Raw genomic sequence first — 17,595 nt, 5'->3', positions numbered from 1 at the left:
ACAAGGATCACAGGCCCCGACGCGATGACAGACCCGACCACCCCCAGCTTTCCCGACCGTGCACGCGATACCGCCCTCGGGCTGGCCATGTATGCGCCCATCGCCCTGGCGCGCCTGCTGCCCTATCGCTGGCGGCTTCCGGCAATGGGCTGGGTGACATCGCGCATCATCGCGCCCATCGCGGGCTATGACAAACGGGTGCGCGACAACCTCGCCCATGTGCTGCCCGACCTGCCCGAAGCCGAGGTGCGCCGCCTGACCCGCGCCGTGCCCGACAACGCCGGGCGCAACATGATCGAACTGTATTCGCCCGAAGGTTTCGTCGAACGCGGGCGCAAGGCCCCGGTCGAAGGCCCCGGCCTCGACGCGATCCGCGCCGCCCGCGCCGAGGGCCGCCCGATAATCTTCGTCACCGGCCATTTCGGCAATTTCAACGCCGCGCGGGTGGCGATGATCGAACAGGGCTTCGACATGGGGGTGTTCTACCGCCCGATGGCCAACGAGTTCTTCAACCGCCGCTATATTCAGGCCATGGACGCGATCAGCCAGCCGATGTTCGAACAGGGCCGGCGCGGCATGATGCAGATGGTCAAGCACCTGCGCTCGGGCGGGGTGCTGGCCATCCTGACCGACCTCAACGCGCTGGACGGCGTGCCGCTGCAATTCTTCGGCAAACCGGCGCTCTCGCCGCTCGCCACCGCCGAACTGGCGCTCAAGTTCGACGCGCCGCTGGTGCCGGTCTGGGCCATCCGGCAGGAAAACGGCCTCGATTACCGCGTCATTGTGGAAGAGCCCGTGCCCGCCACCGATCCCGTCACCATGACGCAAGAGGTCAACGACCGGCTGGAGGCGATGGTGCGCAAGCACATGGATCAATGGTTCTGGATTCACCGCCGCTGGAAAGACGGCATCGGCCCGCTGGCCGATCGCGGCGCGAAACAGCTTGAAAACCACCGCAACGGCTAGGCCGCCCGCCTCGCGCCGCTTACTGCCTGCTCAGACCCACTTGGCCATGGGCGGCAGGCTCATCAGCACCGCGTTGGCGTCATGCCCCGTGGCCAGCCCGAACTTGGTGCCCCGGTCATAGACAAGGTTGTATTCCGCATAAAGCCCGCGATGAACCAGTTGCGTGTCCTTGTCGGCCTCGCTGAACGCCTGCCCCCGGCGCTTTTCCACCAGCGGCACGAAAGCCGGCAAAAAGGCCCGCCCAATATCCTGCGTCAGGGCGAAATCCGCCTCCCAGTCGCCGGAATTGCGATCATCCATGAAAATCCCGCCCACGCCGCGCGCCCGGTGCCGGTGCGGGATATAGAAATACTCGTCCGCCCAGTCCTTGAGGCGCGGATACAGATCTGAGCCATGCGGCTCCAGATGCGCCTGTTGCGTGGCGTGGAAATGTGCCGTGTCCTCGTCATATTCGATACACGGGTTCAGATCCGATCCCCCCCCGAACCACCACGCCCCCGGCGTCCAGAACATCCGCGTGTTCATGTGAACGGCGGGCACATGCGGATTTTGCATATGCGCCACGAGGCTGATGCCGCTGGCCCAGAACCGCGGGTTTTCGGCGATCCCCGGCACACCGCGCGCCGCCATCGCCTTTTGCGCGGCCTCGCCCAAGGTGCCGTACACTTCCGACACGTTCACCCCGACCTTCTCGAACACGCGCCCGCCGCGCATCACGCTCATCAGCCCGCCGCCCGCATCCGACCCGTCCTCGCTGGCGCGCGTGGTTTCGCTCACCTCGAAACGCCCCGGCGCGGCCTCGCTCAGCGGGCCGTCGTCATGGCTGTCCTCCAGCGCCTCGAAGGCCGCGACGATCTCGTCGCGCAGGCTGCGAAACCACTGCGCCGCGCGCTTTTTCTCATTCAGCATATCGCCGCTCATACCGCTGTCCTTCCTCAATGCGCCGGGGCCGCCACCGGATCGAGCAGGCAGCGCCCGCCATCCACCGTCATGATCTGCCCGGTCATGAAGGCCGAGCCGTCACAGGCCAGGTATTGCACCGCCTCGGCCAGTTCCGTGGGCGAGGCGATCCGCCCCAGCGGCGTGTGTTCCTCGATATCGGCGCGGTAATCGCGCTTTTCGCGCAGGGTATGCTTGAGCGAGGCGCTCATCACCGATCCGAACGCCACCGCGTTCACCCGGATGCGATGCGGCGCCAGCGCCACGGCCATGCTGCGCGTCATCTGGTCCAGCGCGGCGGTCGAGACCGAATAGGCCATCAGGTCGGGATGGGTGCGCCGCGCCGCGATTGAGGACAGGTTCACGATCGTGCCCGCGCTGCCCTCTTCCTGGCCCTCGGCCTGCTTGATCATCCGCTTGGCGACCATCTGGCTCATGCGCAGGGCCGTCATCAGGTTCTGCTGCAACAACTGCTCCACCGCATCGTCATCGGGATTGAGCGCATCCGACGGCACCACCTGACGCGACGCGTTGATCAGGATATGCACCTGCTCGAAGGCGTCGATGGCGGCGGACAACAGGTTGGCCTGTGTCAGCCGCTCACGCAGATCGCCCGCAAAATAGCGGATATTGGGCGTTTCCTCGTTGTTGCCCAACTCCTTGACCAGCCGGTCCTCGTCCATGTCGGCAAACACCACATTGGCGCCCTTGTCGGCAAAATGCCGACCGATGGCCAGCCCGATCCCGTTGGCCCCGCCGGTCACGATGGCCGTCTTGCCGGAAATGGAAAATGACATGATCAGCAGCCTTTCCTGTTGAGTCTGCGCGCCACCCTAGGGCAGTTCACCGCGCTTTGCGAGAGACCCCGCGCCCGTGCAGAACCTTGAAACGGCTGTCCCCGGCCACCTCGTCCACATGGGTGAAATACGCGCGCATTTCGGTCTCGTAAGGCAGATGACGATTGGCCACCAGCCACAACTCGCCGCGCGGCTTCAGCATCCGCGCCGCCGCACGGATAAAAGCCCGCCCAAGATCGGGGTCCGCCGCGCGCCCGGTATGAAACGGCGGGTTCGTGATCACCGCATCCACCGGCGCGTCGGGCTGCCAGCGCGTGGCGTCCTCCCAATGCAGCACGGCGCGGGCATCCGCCACGTTCTCGCGCGCACAGGCCAGCGCGGCATGATCGGCCTCGATCAGCTCGATCCGCTCGATCTCGTCGCGCCCTTCCAGCGCGCGGGCGCTCAGATAGCCCCAGCCGCCCCCCAGATCCACCACATGACGGCCCAGCTTGCGCGGCAGATGATTGGCCAGCAGGCGCGAGGCCGGGTCGATTCCATCAGCCGAAAACACCCCCGGCACGGTTACGAATCCGCCGTCGATCTCCTGCGGCCCGCTCATCGCCCAATCCGCGAAAACCTCCGGCCCGGCATGAAACCAGAACAGCTTGCCATGCGCCTTGTTCACCGGCGCGGACACGTCGGCGCGCTTGCGGCACTCCTTCAGAATCGATTCCACCCCGTCCGTCTTGGCCCCGTCCACGATCAGCACCCCGTCGGTCACCTCCGCCGCCTGCGCGATCAACGCATGCGCCAGCGCCTTGGCACGGGGCAGACAGATCAGCGCGGCGCCATAGCGCCCTTCGGGCTCGACCGCGCAATTCAGACCCAGACCGGCGAAATGATCGTGCTCGGGTTTTGACCTCGTTATCAGGTGGCACCGTTCGACGGGGAGCGCCGACATATCCAGCCCCTCGCGCGGGGCGAACACGGCAATGCGTCCGGCCTCGGGCAAGTCCAGCAAACCGGCCTCAAGGGCCAGCGACAGGCGTGACGGGATGCTCATCCGCGCCCTACTCTTTTTCCATGGTGCATTGCAGCGGGTGCTGGTGCTGGCGCGCGAAATCCATCACCTGCGCCACCTTGGTCTCGGCGATCTCGTGGCTGAACACGCCCACCACGGCCAGCCCCTTCTTGTGGACGGTCAGCATGATCTCGAAGGCCTGCGCATGATTCATGCCGAAAAACCGCTCCAGCACCGCAACCACGAATTCCATCGGGGTATAGTCGTCATTCAGCAGCAAGACCTTGTAAAGCGGCGGGCGCTTCGTCTTGGGGCGAGTCTTGACCACGACCGAGGTATCGGCCCCGCCATCCGCGTCGCCGTCATCCTCGCCGGACATCATCCATACGCTGTGCTGTGCCATGAGTTCCCGTGCTTTGCTGATAGTCCGCTCGCAGGGCGGCAATATAACTTCTCTGCCGCCCGAGAAAAGGGGCAGCGCACCGGCAATGTCGCAAATTTCCGCTGTGACCCGCCCGCCGGGACCCTCAGCGCAGGTCCGCCACGGCGCGGATCGGGCCGAACCCTTTTTGCTGCAAGATCACCACGGCAGGCTGATCGCCCTCCAGCGGCAGTTGCATCGACAAGGGCGCGCGCCCGTCCCATTCGCCCAGCACGGACCAGTCGGTCACGATATTGGCATAGGTCAGCGTGCGGCCCGCATTCTCGCCCTTGCGCACCTCGACCGTTTTCTGCGGCAGGTAGCGCACGAGACAGACATCCACAGGATAGGGCAGCGCCCCCTGCGCCGAGATCGTCAGAACCCCGTTCGCGTGTGCGACCGACAAATCCACCGCCTGAGGTTCGACCCTGTGCCGCGCGATCAGGTCGGCCAGTTTCATTTCCTTGGTGCCGACGATGGCCTCCTGCCCCTGCACCACCATTTGCGGCGTATAGATCATCTTTTCCCCCCGCGACGCCGCATAGGCCTTTTGCCGGGCAGTGTGGGCGGGCGTGGCGAAACCGTCCTTCCAGCCGATGTAATCCCAGTAATCCACATGCAGCGCCAGCGCGACCACATCCTCGCGCTTGGCCAGTTCGAGCAGCAACGCATCCGCCGGCGGGCAAGAGGAACACCCCTGCGAGGTGAACAGCTCGACCACCACCCGCCGCTCCTCGGCCCGCCCCGGCGTGGCGCCCAGCACGACCGCCGCGCCCAGAAGCCCGAGGACAAGGAACAAAGCGACTCTGAAAAGCTGTGATGTCATGGGATCGGGCCTGTTGCGCATTTCCTGTTCGGTATTTCATGTATCCACTCACACCTGCAATGACCAATCAAGGTTTCGCGAGAGCGGAGTGAAAGACCTTTCACCGATTTTCGGTGTGCAATAGTATACTAAAAATGCATTGCCCCCCCTTGATCGCTAGTTTCAAATGGGTCAGAAGCAAGCCAGCGAATTCCTGCCTTGAGAGTGAAAGGAAGGCCACATGCCCATCTCCGTTGGACACGACACCGCCAAGACGCGCAAGGAACTCAGCGTCAACGGCAAAACCTTCGCCTATTATTCGATCGAAGCCGCTGAAAAGGCCGGTCTGGGCGATTTCTCGAAACTGCCCGCCGCGCTGCGCGTGGTGCTGGAAAACATGCTGCGTTTCGAAGACGGCAAGACCGTCTCGACCGACGACATCAAGGCATTCTCCGAATGGGCCGACAAGGGCGGCAAGAATCCGCGCGAAATCGCCTATCGCCCGGCCCGCGTGCTGATGCAGGACTTCACCGGCGTTCCCGCCGTGGTGGACCTCGCCGCGATGCGTGACGGGATCGTGGCGCTCGGCGGCAACGCCGAACAGATCAACCCGCTGAACCCGGTCGATCTGGTCATCGACCACTCGGTCATGATCGACGAATTCGGCAACCCCCGCGCCTTCCAGATGAACGTGGACCGCGAATACGAGCGCAACATGGAACGCTACCAGTTCCTGAAATGGGGCCAGGGCGCGTTCAACAACTTCCGCGTGGTGCCGCCGGGCACCGGCATCTGCCACCAGGTGAACCTCGAATACCTCGCGCAAACCGTCTGGTCCGACGTCGATCAGGACGGCGTCGAGGTGGCCTATCCCGATACGCTGGTGGGCACCGACAGCCACACCACCATGGTCAACGGCGCCGCCGTTCTGGGCTGGGGCGTCGGCGGGATCGAGGCCGAGGCCGCCATGCTCGGTCAGCCGATCTCGATGCTCATCCCCGAAGTCGTCGGCTTCGAACTGACCGGCGCCATGGTCGAAGGCACCACCGGCACCGACCTCGTGCTGAAAGTCGTCGAAATGCTGCGCGCCAAGGGCGTTGTCGGCAAGTTCGTCGAATTCTACGGCGCGGGCCTCGACAACCTGCCGCTGGCCGATCGCGCGACCATCGCCAACATGGCCCCCGAATACGGCGCCACCTGCGGCTTCTTCCCGATCGACGACGAAACCCTGCGCTACCTGCGCAACACCGGGCGCGACGCCGACCGCATCGCCCTGGTCGAAGCCTACGCACGGGAAAACGGCTTCTGGCGCGACGCGAACTATGCGCCGGTCTATACCGACACGCTCAGCCTCGACATGGGCACCATCGTGCCCGCCATCTCGGGCCCGAAACGTCCGCAGGATTACGTGGCGCTCGACCGGGCGGCGTCGGCCTTCTACCGGGTCGTGGGCGAGTATCGCGGCATGGACGTGTCCGACGAGGCGCGCGACATGGCCTCCGAGGGCGATCTGAACACCGCCGAAAACGACATCCGCAAAACCGCCAAAGTCGAGGGCGAGGAGTACCGGCTGCGCGACGGTTCGGTCGTGATCGCCTCGATCACCTCCTGCACCAACACGTCGAACCCCTACGTGATGATCGGCGCGGGCCTCGTCGCCCGCAAGGCGCGCGAACTGGGCCTCGACCGCAAGCCCTGGGTCAAGACCTCGCTCGCACCCGGCAGTCAGGTCGTGTCGCACTATCTCGAAGCCGCGGGCCTGCAAGACGATCTCGACGCCATCGGCTTCAACCTCGTCGGCTACGGCTGCACCACCTGTATCGGCAACTCCGGCCCGCTTCAGGAGGAAATCTCCAAGGCCGTCAACGACAACGACCTGATCGCCACCTCGGTGCTGTCGGGCAACCGCAACTTCGAAGGCCGGATCAGCCCCGACGTGCGCGCCAACTACCTGGCCTCGCCGCCGCTGGTGGTGGTCTACGCCATCGCGGGCGACATGAATATCGACCTCACCACAGACCCCATCGGCACCGACAAGGACGGCAACAATGTCTACATGAAAGACATCTGGCCGACCCAGAAGGAAATCGCCGACCTGGTCGAACAGACCGTCACGCGCGAGGCGTTCCAGTCGAAATATGCCGATGTCTTCAAGGGCGACGAGAAATGGCAGGCGGTTGAAACCTCCGAGGGCAAGACCTATGACTGGCCCCCGCAATCGACCTATGTCCAGAACCCGCCCTATTTCCAGGGCATGGCGAAAGAAGCCGGCACCATTTCCGACATCAGGGGCGCGCGCATGCTGGCCCTTCTGGGCGACATGGTCACCACCGACCACATCAGCCCCGCCGGCAGCTTCAAGCCCGAAACGCCCGCCGGTCAGTACCTGACCGAACGGCAGGTGCCGGTGCGCGAATTCAACTCCTACGGATCGCGCCGCGGCAATCACGAGGTGATGATGCGCGGCACCTTCGCCAATATCCGCATCAGGAACGAGATGCTGGATGGCGTCGAAGGCGGCTACACCAAGGGCCCCGACGGGGAACAGACCTCGATCTTCGATGCCGCCATGGCCTATCAGGAACAGGGCACCCCGCTGGTCGTCATCGGCGGCGAACAGTACGGCGCGGGCTCCAGCCGTGACTGGGCCGCCAAGGGTACCAGCCTTCTCGGCGTCAAGGCCGTGATCGCCGAAAGCTTCGAGCGTATCCACCGCTCGAACCTCGTCGGCATGGGCGTCATCCCGTTCGAGTTCACCGGCGGCGACACCCGCTCGACCCTCAAGCTGACCGGCGACGAAAGCTTCGACATCACCGGGCTGGAAGGCGATATGAAACCGCAGGCCGACGTGCCCTGCACCATCACCTATGCCGATGGCACGACGAAAGAGATCACCCTCAAGTCGCGCATCGATACGGCGGTGGAAAAGGAATATGTCGAAAACGGCGGCGTGCTGCACTACGTGCTGCGCAATCTCGCCAAATCCGCCTGATCGCGGACCGGCACAGACCACAAGGGCGGCCTCCGGGCCGCCCTTTTTTCATGTGGCGAACCACCCGAGCGTGATCGTCAGGCGCGTTCCTTCGCGCGGAATCAAGGCCGAAGGCCGCCGCGCGATCGCCGACCCGCCCCCCGGGGCGGCGATTGGTTGGTGGCAGGAGAAACACCGGCGTTTTTCGGATTTGGCCGGGATAAAGTACGATGCCCATAGGTTAGCCGCCACCCCGCGGATCGGCGACCGCGCGGCTCAGCAACAGCCCTCACCACCCGACCCCCCAAAACCACCCTACCCCGCAAACCTGTCCCAAAGCGCCGCCAGCCAGATCAGCCCCGCCGCAATCGTGGCCAGCAGGACCGCCAGCGACCCCAGGTCCTTGGCGATGCGCGACAACTCGTGCCGCTCGGCGCCGATCCGGTCCACCACCGTCTCGATGGCGCTGTTCAGGATTTCCACGATCAGAACGCACAGCACCGACACCACCAGCGCCGCACGGGCCAGCATCGTCTCACCCAGCCAGATCGCCACCGGCAGCGACAGCAAAAGCACGATCACCTCGATGCGAAACGCCTCTTCCCCGCGCCAGATATCGCCAAAGCCCGCCACGGAATTGCGATACGCCGCGCGCAGCCGTGCAATGCCCCTCAGGCCATGGCCCTTCACATTCGGCCCCTGCTCCATCTGTCCACCTCGCCAATCGCCTCGCCTCGTCCCTGCACCCTAGCCAGCCCCGCAAACCCTGTCGAGCAACCGCGCGCGCCCCGTGATCCGCTCTCGCCCGCAGAGAAAAGGCGGCATTCTGCCCATCGCGCGCCTGTGATGCCAAATCCGCAGGTCTCCCCCTTTCATCCGCCCATCAATCCCCCAAATGGGTTTCAAAACGAATAATCGGGCAAACGATGAGGTAACCAATGCAGGCAGTCATAATTCTGGTTCAGGCAGGGATTCTCACCCTGATGGCGGTAATCGGCGCGCAGGGCGACAGCGAAAGCAACCGGCCCTGCCCCAGTCTCACCCCCAATGCCGAGGTCGAGTGCAGCTTCTGACTGCGGGCAATGCGCCCATGATGGACGCAAACCTTCGGAACCCTGCCGGATTTCGTACAAAACCCGCGTACACTTCGTACAAAACGTACGAAACTCAGCGCGCCTGTTCGATGGCGGGCAGGATCTGGTTCTGCATCGCCCGTTCGGTGATCGGACCGGCAAAGCGCAGCAGGATTTGCCCGTTCCCGTCGATCACATAGGTCTCGGGCACCCCGTAGACCCCCCAGTTCAACGCCATGCGCCCGGCCTCGTCCGCCCCGATGGCGGCATAGGGATCGCCAAGATCGTTGAGAAATTTCAAGGCGTTACCGGGTTTGTCCTTGTAGTTCACCCCATAGATGGTGATGCCCTGTTCCGTCAGTTTTTCAAGATTGGGATGCTCCACCCGGCACGGCGCACACCAACTGGCCCAGAAGTTCACCAGCTTCACACCTTCGCCACGCAAGTCACTGTCCTTGAACAGTTTTTTATCCCCCAACGGCATCACCTCCACCGCCGGCGCCGCCCGCCCTTCCAATGTCGAGGGCAGTTGATTGCGGGTAGCCTGATCCTTGAAGAGCGGTGGTAGGAACAATGTGCCCAAAATCAACGCAACGATTGCGACCGGAATGAAATACAGAATGTTGAACTGCTTCTCAGCCATTGCGTTTCACTTTCGATTCAACGTCTTCCAGTTGTTTATTCACGCGTTTCGCGCGCCGCAAACTCATCCAGACCAGCACCACCAACAAGGCAATCGACACCGCGTAGGACGACAAAACCGCCTCGGCATATTTCCCCAGATCAGGCATCATCCCATCCGCTCCCGCGCCAACAGTGCCCGCATCCGCCGCGCACGAATTTCAGTACGCGTCCGCAACAGGACCAAGGCTATGAAAAGTAATACAAATCCGGCGATGCAAACCAGCAGAGGATACCAGAAAACATCGGCCACATTCTCTTCCTTATCAAGGCTCAGCGACGCCCCCTGGTGCAATCCCTGGTTCCAGAAATTCACCGCATACCGGCTGAGCAGCGCAAACACCGACCCGACAAGGCACAAAATGCTGGTCAGGTCTGCTGCGGTATCGTCATTCTCGATGGCCTCCCACAGGGCCATGTACCCGAGATAAAACAGAAAAAGGATCAGGAACGATGTCAGGCGCGGGTCCCACGCCCACCATGTTCCCCACATCGGCTGCCCCCAGATCGCCCCGGTGGCCAGCGCAATCAGCGTCATCACCGCCCCCACAGGCGCCGCCGCCCTTGCCGCCAAGGCACTGACATGATGCCGCCGCACGATCCAGACCAGCGAGGTCACCAGCATCATCAGCCACACATTGATCGCCATCAGCGCACTCGGCACATGCAGATAGATGATCTTGACCGTCGATCCCTGCCGGTAATCCTCGGGCGTGAAGAAAAAGCCCCAGATCAGCCCGACCACCAATGAAACAACGGCCAGCACCGACACCCAGGGCAACACCTTGTCGGTCGTCTGGATGAATTTCTTGGGGTTGGCATAGGCCCAGAGTGCGTTCAGGTTCATTCCGTATCCCATATGCTTAGCGCAGGTTGACCTTCAATACCGCAGCCGAGGCAAAAGGCAAAAGCGCGATGGTGCCGCAGGTGATGCCCGCGAGCATCAGAAGCGGCGTCGTATAATCCAGCCCATCGACCCCACGCCGAGCCATTTCAGCGCCAAAAATCAATATGGGCACGTAAAGCGGCAGCACAAGCAGGCTCAGCAAAAGCCCCCCACGCTTCAGCCCCACCGTCAGCGCCGCCCCGAAGGTTCCGATCACGCTCAGAGCGGGCGTTCCCAGAAGCAGCGAAATAATCAGCGGTTTGTACCCCGCCTCGGGCAGGCTCAGAAGCAGGCCGAAAACCGGCGCGGCCAGCACCAGCGGCAGGCCCGTGGTCAGCCAGTGGGCCAATGCCTTGATGCTGACGATGGCCTCCATCGGCAAGGGGGCGGTGGCCAGCAGGTCGAGGCTGCCATCCTCCCAGTCCAGCGCAAGGATGCGATCCAGCGACAACAGGCAGGACAGCAAGGCTCCCAGCCAAAGGATGCCCGCCGCGATCCGCGCCAGCAGGTCGCTTTGCGGCCCTACGGCGAACGGCACCAAGGTGACGACGATCAGGAAAAACGCCAGCCCGAGGCCAAACCCCCCGCCCGCCCGGATCGCCAGGCGCAAGTCACGGATCAACAGAGCGATCACAGAAACGCCTCGTCGAAATCATCGGCCTCAGCCGGTTTGGCACGGTACGGACCGACCTCCAGAACCTCGGCTTCGGGCAGGCCAAGGTCGATATGGGTGGCGATCAGGGCCGAACCACCGCCACGCAGATGCCTCCGCACGGCTTCGGCAAACATGGCCACGGCCTCGGCGTCCAGCGATACGGTGGGTTCGTCAAGCACCCAGACAGGACGGCCCGTTACCAACAACCGCGCCAATCCGAGCCGGCGCTTTTGTCCCGCCGAAAGGCCACCTGCGGGCCGGGTGGTCAGCCGGTCCAGTTGAAAGGCCTCGATAGCGACGTAAATATCACTGTTGCCAAAGACTTGCGCCCAGAACTCAAGGTTTTCCGCCACGCTCAGCGTCGCCTTGATCCCATCGGAATGCCCCGCATAGACAAGACTTTCCGGTGCGGCCTCGACCCGGCCCGAGACCGGCGGTTGCAACCCGGCCACCGTGCGCAGAAGGGTTGTTTTGCCGATACCGTTCGGCCCGCGCAGCACAATGGCGCAGCCGGGTTCAAGCGCAAAGGAAATCCCTTCGAGCACCTTGATACCGCCGCGCGCAATCGTCAGGTCTGACACATTCAATCCCATGAAACCGTCCCTACCCCAAAGCCGCCGCCGCTGTAAGTGACCTCGATCAAACCGGATTGGAATTTTACACGGGCAGAAGGGCCGCCGCCACACGCCGCCCTTCGGAAAGCAGCACGTTGAAGGTCCGGCAGGCGGCGGGGGAATGCATCACTTCGACGCCCAGGCCAGCCTCTTCCAGCCTGTTGCGCAAGGTCGCCGGGATATGCGCGGTCTCGGCCCCGGTGCCGATGAACAGCACATCGACCTGCTCTGCCAGCTCCAGCAACGGCGCGGTATCCTCATATCCGCTCCATCCGCGCGCCTGGCTGGCCGTAACCAGAACGGCACCCTCGAACACCTCGCCGCCGATCCGGAAGAAACCCGGCCCGTAACCGTCGATCGGCGTGGCCTCGGCAAAATTCACCTCGTGCATCTGCATGTCAATTCCCCGGCGTCCAGATCGGCAGCCCTGTCAAAACGGCCACTCCGATCACCCCATACGCGGCCCATCGGTACAACCGCTCGTGGCGCGGGTCAAACATCGACTGGCCGATCAGGGTGGTGATGAAATAAGGCACCGCCAGCGTCACGGCCAGCAAAACGGTATTCAGCGTCACCGTCCCGCGCCACAACAGGTTGCCGACGATCACCACGTCCAGAATGGCAAGAAACAGGATGGTATTGGCCCGTACCGATTGCGCCGTGGATTGCCCTGCAAGATAGAACAGGATCACCACAGGCCCGGTCAGCCCCGTCAATCCACCGATTACACCGGCCACTGCACCAATCATGCCAAGACCCGGCTTCGAGACCTGACCCGAAAACCGCCAGCCCGCAACAAGGGCCAGCAAGGTTGCCGCCGCCACCCCGGCCACGATCCACCGCACGGTATCCGTTGGCAGCCTGTCCATCAGCCATAGCCCTGCGGGAACGGTGATCAGCGCCGCCAGGGCCAGCACTCCGACCTCGCGCCGATGCGCCTGCCCCCATGCGCGGGGCAGCAAGGCCGCCGTGCTGGCCACCCCCGTGAGAGTGATCACCCCGATCACGATGGCCGGAGGCAGGAAAATTCCCGCCACGGGAACGAAAATCAACGCTGTTCCAAAGCCTGTGAACCCGCGCACGATGCCCGCGATACCGATGGCGATCACCAGCCAGATCAGGCCCGGAGTGGCCCAGGCCTGAAGCAGCGTATCAGGCATCCACGTTGGCGAACTGGTTGCCCTTGTTCGCGTCGGGCTTGGACCAATCCCGCTTGACCCCCAGCCAGAGCAGCACCGTGCTGGCCACGAAAACCGACGAGTAGGTCCCGACGATAACGCCCCAGATCATCGCAAAGACAAAGCCGCGGATCACATCCCCGCCAAGCGCGAACAACGCCAGCAACGCCAGCAACGTGGTGACTGAGGTCATCATCGTACGTGACAACGTTTCGTTGATCGACACGTTGAGAATCTCTTTGAGGGGCTTTTTCTTATACTTCCGCAGGTTTTCGCGAACCCGGTCAAAGACGACTACCGTATCGTTCAGAGAATAGCCCACGATGGTCAGCAGCGCGGCGATAATGGCCAGATCAAACTGAATCTGGAGCTCGGAAAAGATACCGATGGTCAGCACGACATCATGCACCAATGCAGCCACGGCGCCCAATGCGAACTGCCATTCGAAGCGCAGCCAGATATAGATCAGCACCGCCGCGATGGCGAGCCCGACCGCGATCATCGCGGTCTGGATCAACTCGCCAGACACCTTGGGCCCGACACTTTCGACCGATGTGAATTTCAGATCCGGCGCGACGGCCTGCAACGCGGTTTCGACCTGCCCGATAACATCGGCGGACACGCTTTCCTGATCGTCCTGCGCCTGAATGCGGATCATCGCCACATTCTGATCCTCGGCAAAGGTCGGGTCGAACACCTCGGTGATCGTGATGTCACCCAGTTGCAGAGGCTGGATCGCATCGCGATACGCCCCGATATCGACAGGTTGGACGGCTTCGGTCCGAATGGTCGTACCACCCCGGAAATCAATCCCATAGTTCAACCCTTGCGCCAGGAACGATCCGGCGGCGACGACGATCAGAACCGCGGAAAGTCCAAGTGACAGCTTCCAGCGGCGGAAGAAATCCCACTTGGTTTCCTTCGGGACAAGGCGCAATGCACGTCCTTCAAGCACCGTTTTCGGGCGCTTGCGCTCGAACCACATGACAACGATCAGGCGCGTCAGGAAAATCGCGGTAAAAACCGAGGTGATGATCCCCAACCCCAGGGTAATGGCGAATCCGCGCACCGGCCCCGACCCCATGGCATACAGGATCACCGCCGTGATGAAGGTGGTGATATTGGCATCGGTGATCGCGCTCAGCGCCTTTTCATAGCCCAGTTCGATCGCCCGTGCCGGGCCCTTGGCCGTCTTCATTTCCTCGCGAATACGCTCAAACACCAGCACGTTGGCATCCACCGCCATCCCGATGGTCAGCACGATCCCGGCGATCCCGGGCAAGGTCAGCGTCGCCCCGATCATGCTGAGCAGGCCGAAGATCAGCCCGACATTCACGATCAACGCGATATTGGCGAAAATCCCGAAAGTACCGTAGCTGGCCACCATGAACACGAGCACCAGAGCAAAGGCCACCATACAAGCGACCTTGCCCGCCTCGATGCTGTCGGCACCCAACTCCGGTCCGATGGTACGTTCTTCGAGGAAGTCCAAGCCCGCAGGTAACGCACCGGCCCTCAGCAGCACAGCCAGTTGGGTGCTTTCCTCGACCGTGAAATTGCCGGTAATGATACCGGAGCCGCCCGGGATATGGCTTTGGATCACGGGCGCGCTGATCACTTCTCCATCCAGAACGATAGCAAAGGGGCTGCCGATATTCTCCGCCGTATAATCCCCGAACTTGCGCGCGCCATGCGGGTCGAACCGGAAGGACACGGCCGGGCGACCGTTCTGATCGAAATCGGGCTGCGCATCCACCAGTTCATCACCAGTAACCACAGGAGCGCGTTCAAGGATGTAAAACAGCCCTTCCTGATCAAGCGCCGGAAGCACCTCGTTGCCCGCGCCGGGTGACTCGTTCTCGTTCTGGGAGCGGCCTACCACGGGCTGGAACGTCAGTTGCGCGGTCGTGCCGATGATCTCTTTCAACTCCGCCGCACTGCCCACGCCGGGCACCTGGATCAGGATACGGTCAGCGCCCTGCCGCTGAATGGTGGGTTCACGCGTGCCAACCTCGTCGATACGGCGACGGATGATTTCCAACGCCTGACGCACGGTGCGCTCGTCCGTGGCACGCTGTTCGGCCTCGCTCAGCCGGACGACGATCTGATCGCCCTCGGCAGACACCTCGATATCGCTGGCCCCCGCGCCGGTCAGGCTGGTGACCGGGCGCGCCAGACCGCGCACAAGGCTGGCGGCGTACTCGGCCTCTTCGGGCTTCTCGACCAGACGCACGCGAAGCTCTGCGTTTTCAGTGGGTTGCAGGCGGATCGGACCGACACGATCACGTTCCTCGCGCAGCAGGTCACGCACCTCGGGCCACATGCTTTCGATCCGGGACTGATAGACATCCTCGACCTGCACTTCGGCCAGCAAATGCGCCCCGCCACGCAGATCCAACCCCAGATTGACCAATCCCGAGGGCAGCCAGCCGGGCCATTGCCCGGCGGCCTCGGTCAGTTGCGGAGACTGCGCCCCGGCCTCGATCGCCTTCATGGCGTCGTTATGCGTTTCGACCCGGCTGTAAAAGGTGTTGGGCAGTGCCAGCAGAAGACCAAGGGCGACAATGCCCCAGATCGCGATGCGTTTCCACATGTCAATTTGCAGCATTATCCTGCCTTTTCAATATATTGCCGGGTCCTGTCAGAGCGGTCGGGCGGAATCAGCCTTCCGCCGGTTCGGTCTTGTTCAGCACTTGCGCGATGGTCGATTTGACAACCCGCACCTTCACGCCTTCGTTCAGTTCGACCTCGACCTCGTCGCCATCCTTGACCTTGGAGACCTTGCCGATCAGCCCGCCCTGGGTGACAACCTGATCGCCGCGGCGCAGCGACTCGACCATGGCCTTGTGATCCTTGAGGCGTTTTTGCTGAGGGCGGATCAGCAGGAAATACATGATCGCGAAGATCAGAATGAGGGGAATGAACTGTCCGAAGGCTTCCATCTGGGTCTTGTCCTTTATCACAAGGGGCACCACGAGGCCCCGCCGAATTGGCCGGAACCTATGACCCGAGCAGACCATTTGCAAGGCGCTAACAGCGTGTCTGTATCGCGTCGGTATGACGTCGGTATTTCGTCGGTGCGAAACGACAGCATGCGACATCGGCGCAAACCACCCTACACCTTGCAAAAAATCTGGTGCATAAGGCCCCGAAACGACCGCAACCAAGCGCCGAGGACGATTCTCATGCACGACATTCGCGCCATCCGTGAAAATCCCGCAGCTTTCGACGCCGCCATGGCGCGGCGGGGCATGGAAAATGCCTCGGGCCCGATCCTCGAACTCGACGAGGCGCGACGCGCCAAGATTCACGCTGCCGAAACCGCGCAATCCGAACAGAACAAGGCCAGCAAAGAGGTCGGCGCGGCCAAGGCCAAGGGCGACGAGGCCGAGTTCGAGCGCCTGCGCACCCTCGTGGGCGAGAAAAAGGCCGAGGTCGCCGCGATGCAGACCCAAGCCAAGGAGTTGGATCAGCAACTGACCGACCTGCTGATGGGCCTGCCCAATCTCCCCATGGACGACATCCCCGACGGCGAGGACGAGAACGACAATGTCGAAATCCATCGTTGGGGCACCCCCGCCGAATTCGATTTCGCCCCCAAGGAGCATTTCGAGATCGAAGGCGTGAAACCGGGGATGGATTTCGAGGCTGCCGCGAAACTCAGCGGCTCGCGCTTCGTGGTGTTGTCGGGGGGCGTGGTGCGTATTCACCGGGCCCTGGCGCAGTTCATGCTGGACACCCATGTCGAGGAAAACGGGCTGCTGGAAACCTGGACCCCGGTTCTGGTGCGCGAAGACATGATGTACGGCACCGGGCAACTGCCCAAGTTCGGCGAGGACAGCTATCGGACAACCAATGGCTGGTGGCTGGTGCCCACGGCCGAGGTCACGCTGACCAATCTCGTGAACGGTGAAACGGTCGATGAATCCTATCTGCCACGCCGCTATGCCGCCCATACGCAATGCTTCCGCTCGGAAGCGGGCAGCGCGGGCAAGGATACCTCGGGCATGTTGCGCCAGCATCAGTTCGAAAAGGTCGAAATGGTGTCGATCACCCATCCCGATCACTCACGCGCCGAACTGGATCGCATGACCGGTTGCGCACAGGGCATCCTGGAAAAGCTGGGCCTGCCCTATCGCACCATCGTACTGTGCACCGGCGACATGGGCGATGGCGCGCGCCGCACCCATGACATCGAGGTCTGGCTGCCCGGCCAGAACACCTATCGCGAGATCAGCTCGGTTTCGGTCTGCGGCGATTTCCAGGCGCGGCGCATGAACGCCCGGTTCAAACCCGAAGGCGGCGGCAAGCCGCAATTCGTGCATACGCTGAACGGGTCGGGGCTGGCCGTGGGCCGTTGCCTGATCGCTGTGCTGGAAAACGGTCAGCAGGCGGATGGCTCGGTCAAACTGCCCGAAGCGCTACACCCCTACCTGCGCGGCAAGACCGTCCTGCAAGCCGATGGCACGCTGGCCTGATCCCGCGCTCTTCTTCTTGCAGTTTCAAAATATCTTCGGGGGTGAGGATCGTTTTCAGCCCCGAACGGGCGCCCCCAACAGAACGCCTGTGGTAACCGGGGGCAAGCCGCCCCCTCCCCGGTTTGACA

19 protein-coding genes are annotated in these 17,595 nt (G+C 62.9%); 4 read left to right on the top strand and 15 right to left on the bottom strand.

Annotated features, from left to right (window positions below; genetic code table 11):
• The first annotated feature begins 24 nt into the window (after positions 1-24).
• The gene (locus BUB53_RS12995) at positions 25-966 is read left to right on the top strand and encodes a lysophospholipid acyltransferase family protein (protein WP_073035301.1); all 942 of its coding nucleotides are present in this window, start codon (positions 25-27) and stop codon (positions 964-966) included.
• Positions 967-996: 30 nt separating this feature from the next.
• Here the strand turns inward: BUB53_RS12995 and hemF are convergent, their stop codons facing one another.
• The 5 genes from hemF to BUB53_RS12970 form a co-directional block, all read right to left on the bottom strand.
• The gene (hemF, locus tag BUB53_RS12990) at positions 997-1,887 is read right to left on the bottom strand and encodes an oxygen-dependent coproporphyrinogen oxidase (protein ID WP_073035207.1); all 891 of its coding nucleotides are present in this window, start codon (positions 1,885-1,887) and stop codon (positions 997-999) included.
• 14 nt (positions 1,888-1,901) lie between these two features.
• A complete protein-coding gene (locus BUB53_RS12985; protein ID WP_073035206.1) occupies positions 1,902-2,702 on the bottom strand; it encodes an SDR family NAD(P)-dependent oxidoreductase in 801 nt (266 codons plus the stop codon).
• A gap of 46 nt (positions 2,703-2,748) precedes the next feature.
• Positions 2,749-3,747: a class I SAM-dependent methyltransferase gene (locus BUB53_RS12980; RefSeq protein WP_073035205.1), complete on the bottom strand. Its 999-nt coding sequence runs from the start codon at positions 3,745-3,747 to the stop codon at positions 2,749-2,751.
• A 7-nt stretch (positions 3,748-3,754) separates the two neighbouring features.
• The gene (gene clpS, locus BUB53_RS12975) at positions 3,755-4,108 is read right to left on the bottom strand and encodes an ATP-dependent Clp protease adapter ClpS (RefSeq protein ID WP_073035204.1); all 354 of its coding nucleotides are present in this window, start codon (positions 4,106-4,108) and stop codon (positions 3,755-3,757) included.
• Positions 4,109-4,232: 124 nt separating this feature from the next.
• Positions 4,233-4,952: a DUF1223 domain-containing protein gene (locus BUB53_RS12970; RefSeq protein ID WP_073035300.1), complete on the bottom strand. Its 720-nt coding sequence runs from the start codon at positions 4,950-4,952 to the stop codon at positions 4,233-4,235.
• A gap of 220 nt (positions 4,953-5,172) precedes the next feature.
• On the opposite strand from BUB53_RS12970, the gene acnA reads away from it, so the two are divergent.
• The gene (gene acnA, locus BUB53_RS12965) at positions 5,173-7,923 is read left to right on the top strand and encodes an aconitate hydratase AcnA (protein WP_073035203.1); all 2,751 of its coding nucleotides are present in this window, start codon (positions 5,173-5,175) and stop codon (positions 7,921-7,923) included.
• Between the two features lie 294 nt (positions 7,924-8,217).
• On the opposite strand, the gene BUB53_RS12960 is transcribed toward acnA, so the two are convergent.
• The gene (locus BUB53_RS12960) at positions 8,218-8,610 is read right to left on the bottom strand and encodes a diacylglycerol kinase (protein ID WP_188744997.1); all 393 of its coding nucleotides are present in this window, start codon (positions 8,608-8,610) and stop codon (positions 8,218-8,220) included.
• A 230-nt stretch (positions 8,611-8,840) separates the two neighbouring features.
• On the opposite strand from BUB53_RS12960, the gene BUB53_RS23385 reads away from it, so the two are divergent.
• Positions 8,841-8,975 (top strand): hypothetical protein, encoded by a 135-nt coding sequence (locus tag BUB53_RS23385; protein ID WP_268238456.1) that lies wholly within the window; start codon positions 8,841-8,843, stop codon positions 8,973-8,975.
• Positions 8,976-9,069: 94 nt separating this feature from the next.
• On the opposite strand, the gene BUB53_RS12955 is transcribed toward BUB53_RS23385, so the two are convergent.
• The 9 genes from BUB53_RS12955 to yajC all read right to left on the bottom strand — a co-directional run bounded on the left by BUB53_RS12955 (position 9,070) and on the right by yajC (position 15,931).
• Positions 9,070-9,618 (bottom strand): DsbE family thiol:disulfide interchange protein, encoded by a 549-nt coding sequence (locus BUB53_RS12955; protein WP_073035202.1) that lies wholly within the window; start codon positions 9,616-9,618, stop codon positions 9,070-9,072.
• Positions 9,611-9,769, bottom strand: coding sequence for a heme exporter protein CcmD (ccmD, locus tag BUB53_RS12950; protein ID WP_188744998.1), 159 nt, complete (start codon positions 9,767-9,769; stop codon positions 9,611-9,613). Before ccmD ends, BUB53_RS12955 begins: the two co-directional genes overlap by 8 nt.
• Positions 9,766-10,503 carry a heme ABC transporter permease gene (locus BUB53_RS12945; RefSeq protein ID WP_073035201.1) on the bottom strand — a complete coding sequence of 246 codons (738 nt, stop codon included), beginning with the start codon at positions 10,501-10,503 and terminating at the stop codon, positions 9,766-9,768. Before BUB53_RS12945 ends, ccmD begins: the two co-directional genes overlap by 4 nt.
• Positions 10,504-10,519: 16 nt before the next feature.
• A complete protein-coding gene (gene ccmB / locus BUB53_RS12940) occupies positions 10,520-11,176 on the bottom strand; it encodes a heme exporter protein CcmB (protein ID WP_073035200.1) in 657 nt (218 codons plus the stop codon).
• On the bottom strand, positions 11,173-11,790 hold the full coding sequence (gene ccmA / locus BUB53_RS12935; protein WP_073035199.1) for a heme ABC exporter ATP-binding protein CcmA: 618 nt from the start codon (positions 11,788-11,790) through the stop codon (positions 11,173-11,175). The genes ccmB and ccmA overlap by 4 nt, the downstream gene beginning before the upstream one ends.
• 64 nt (positions 11,791-11,854) lie before the next feature.
• On the bottom strand, positions 11,855-12,208 hold the full coding sequence (locus tag BUB53_RS12930; RefSeq protein WP_073035198.1) for an Mth938-like domain-containing protein: 354 nt from the start codon (positions 12,206-12,208) through the stop codon (positions 11,855-11,857).
• Position 12,209: 1 nt separating this feature from the next.
• Positions 12,210-12,971 (bottom strand): sulfite exporter TauE/SafE family protein, encoded by a 762-nt coding sequence (locus BUB53_RS12925; RefSeq protein ID WP_073035197.1) that lies wholly within the window; start codon positions 12,969-12,971, stop codon positions 12,210-12,212.
• Positions 12,964-15,597, bottom strand: a complete 2,634-nt coding sequence (gene secD, locus BUB53_RS12920) for a protein translocase subunit SecD (RefSeq protein ID WP_073035196.1) — start codon at positions 15,595-15,597, stop codon at positions 12,964-12,966. Before secD ends, BUB53_RS12925 begins: the two co-directional genes overlap by 8 nt.
• A gap of 52 nt (positions 15,598-15,649) precedes the next feature.
• Positions 15,650-15,931 (bottom strand): preprotein translocase subunit YajC, encoded by a 282-nt coding sequence (gene yajC, locus BUB53_RS12915; protein WP_073035195.1) that lies wholly within the window; start codon positions 15,929-15,931, stop codon positions 15,650-15,652.
• A gap of 243 nt (positions 15,932-16,174) precedes the next feature.
• Here yajC and serS point away from each other — a divergent pair, with 243 nt between their 5' ends.
• The gene (gene serS, locus BUB53_RS12910) at positions 16,175-17,467 is read left to right on the top strand and encodes a serine--tRNA ligase (protein ID WP_073035194.1); all 1,293 of its coding nucleotides are present in this window, start codon (positions 16,175-16,177) and stop codon (positions 17,465-17,467) included.
• Positions 17,468-17,595 lie beyond the last annotated feature (128 nt).

It is taken from the genome of Roseovarius pacificus (genome assembly GCF_900142665.1).
GTDB classification, from domain to species: Bacteria; Pseudomonadota; Alphaproteobacteria; order Rhodobacterales; family Rhodobacteraceae; genus Roseovarius; species Roseovarius pacificus.
The sequence above is the reverse complement of the archived record's forward strand: the minus strand, read 5'-3'. Positions and strand labels throughout refer to the sequence as shown.

What these genes read in the sequence shown, in the direction of transcription:
- acnA (WP_073035203.1), top strand. Translation starts at nt 5,173, where the DNA reads ATGCCCATCTCCGTTGGACACGACACCGCCAAGACGCGCAAGGAACTC.
- clpS (WP_073035204.1), bottom strand. Translation starts at nt 4,108, where the DNA reads ATGGCACAGCACAGCGTATGGATGATGTCCGGCGAGGATGACGGCGAC.
- ccmA (WP_073035199.1), bottom strand. Translation starts at nt 11,790, where the DNA reads ATGGGATTGAATGTGTCAGACCTGACGATTGCGCGCGGCGGTATCAAG.
- BUB53_RS12955 (WP_073035202.1), bottom strand. Translation starts at nt 9,618, where the DNA reads ATGGCTGAGAAGCAGTTCAACATTCTGTATTTCATTCCGGTCGCAATC.
- BUB53_RS12960 (WP_188744997.1), bottom strand. Translation starts at nt 8,610, where the DNA reads ATGGAGCAGGGGCCGAATGTGAAGGGCCATGGCCTGAGGGGCATTGCA.
- serS (WP_073035194.1), top strand. Translation starts at nt 16,175, where the DNA reads ATGCACGACATTCGCGCCATCCGTGAAAATCCCGCAGCTTTCGACGCC.
- BUB53_RS12970 (WP_073035300.1), bottom strand. Translation starts at nt 4,952, where the DNA reads ATGACATCACAGCTTTTCAGAGTCGCTTTGTTCCTTGTCCTCGGGCTT.
- BUB53_RS12980 (WP_073035205.1), bottom strand. Translation starts at nt 3,747, where the DNA reads ATGAGCATCCCGTCACGCCTGTCGCTGGCCCTTGAGGCCGGTTTGCTG.
- BUB53_RS12930 (WP_073035198.1), bottom strand. Translation starts at nt 12,208, where the DNA reads ATGCAGATGCACGAGGTGAATTTTGCCGAGGCCACGCCGATCGACGGT.
- yajC (WP_073035195.1), bottom strand. Translation starts at nt 15,931, where the DNA reads ATGGAAGCCTTCGGACAGTTCATTCCCCTCATTCTGATCTTCGCGATC.
- ccmD (WP_188744998.1), bottom strand. Translation starts at nt 9,769, where the DNA reads ATGATGCCTGATCTGGGGAAATATGCCGAGGCGGTTTTGTCGTCCTAC.
- secD (WP_073035196.1), bottom strand. Translation starts at nt 15,597, where the DNA reads ATGCTGCAAATTGACATGTGGAAACGCATCGCGATCTGGGGCATTGTC.
- BUB53_RS12925 (WP_073035197.1), bottom strand. Translation starts at nt 12,971, where the DNA reads ATGCCTGATACGCTGCTTCAGGCCTGGGCCACTCCGGGCCTGATCTGG.
- BUB53_RS12945 (WP_073035201.1), bottom strand. Translation starts at nt 10,503, where the DNA reads ATGAACCTGAACGCACTCTGGGCCTATGCCAACCCCAAGAAATTCATC.
- BUB53_RS12985 (WP_073035206.1), bottom strand. Translation starts at nt 2,702, where the DNA reads ATGTCATTTTCCATTTCCGGCAAGACGGCCATCGTGACCGGCGGGGCC.
- hemF (WP_073035207.1), bottom strand. Translation starts at nt 1,887, where the DNA reads ATGAGCGGCGATATGCTGAATGAGAAAAAGCGCGCGGCGCAGTGGTTT.
- BUB53_RS12995 (WP_073035301.1), top strand. Translation starts at nt 25, where the DNA reads ATGACAGACCCGACCACCCCCAGCTTTCCCGACCGTGCACGCGATACC.
- BUB53_RS23385 (WP_268238456.1), top strand. Translation starts at nt 8,841, where the DNA reads ATGCAGGCAGTCATAATTCTGGTTCAGGCAGGGATTCTCACCCTGATG.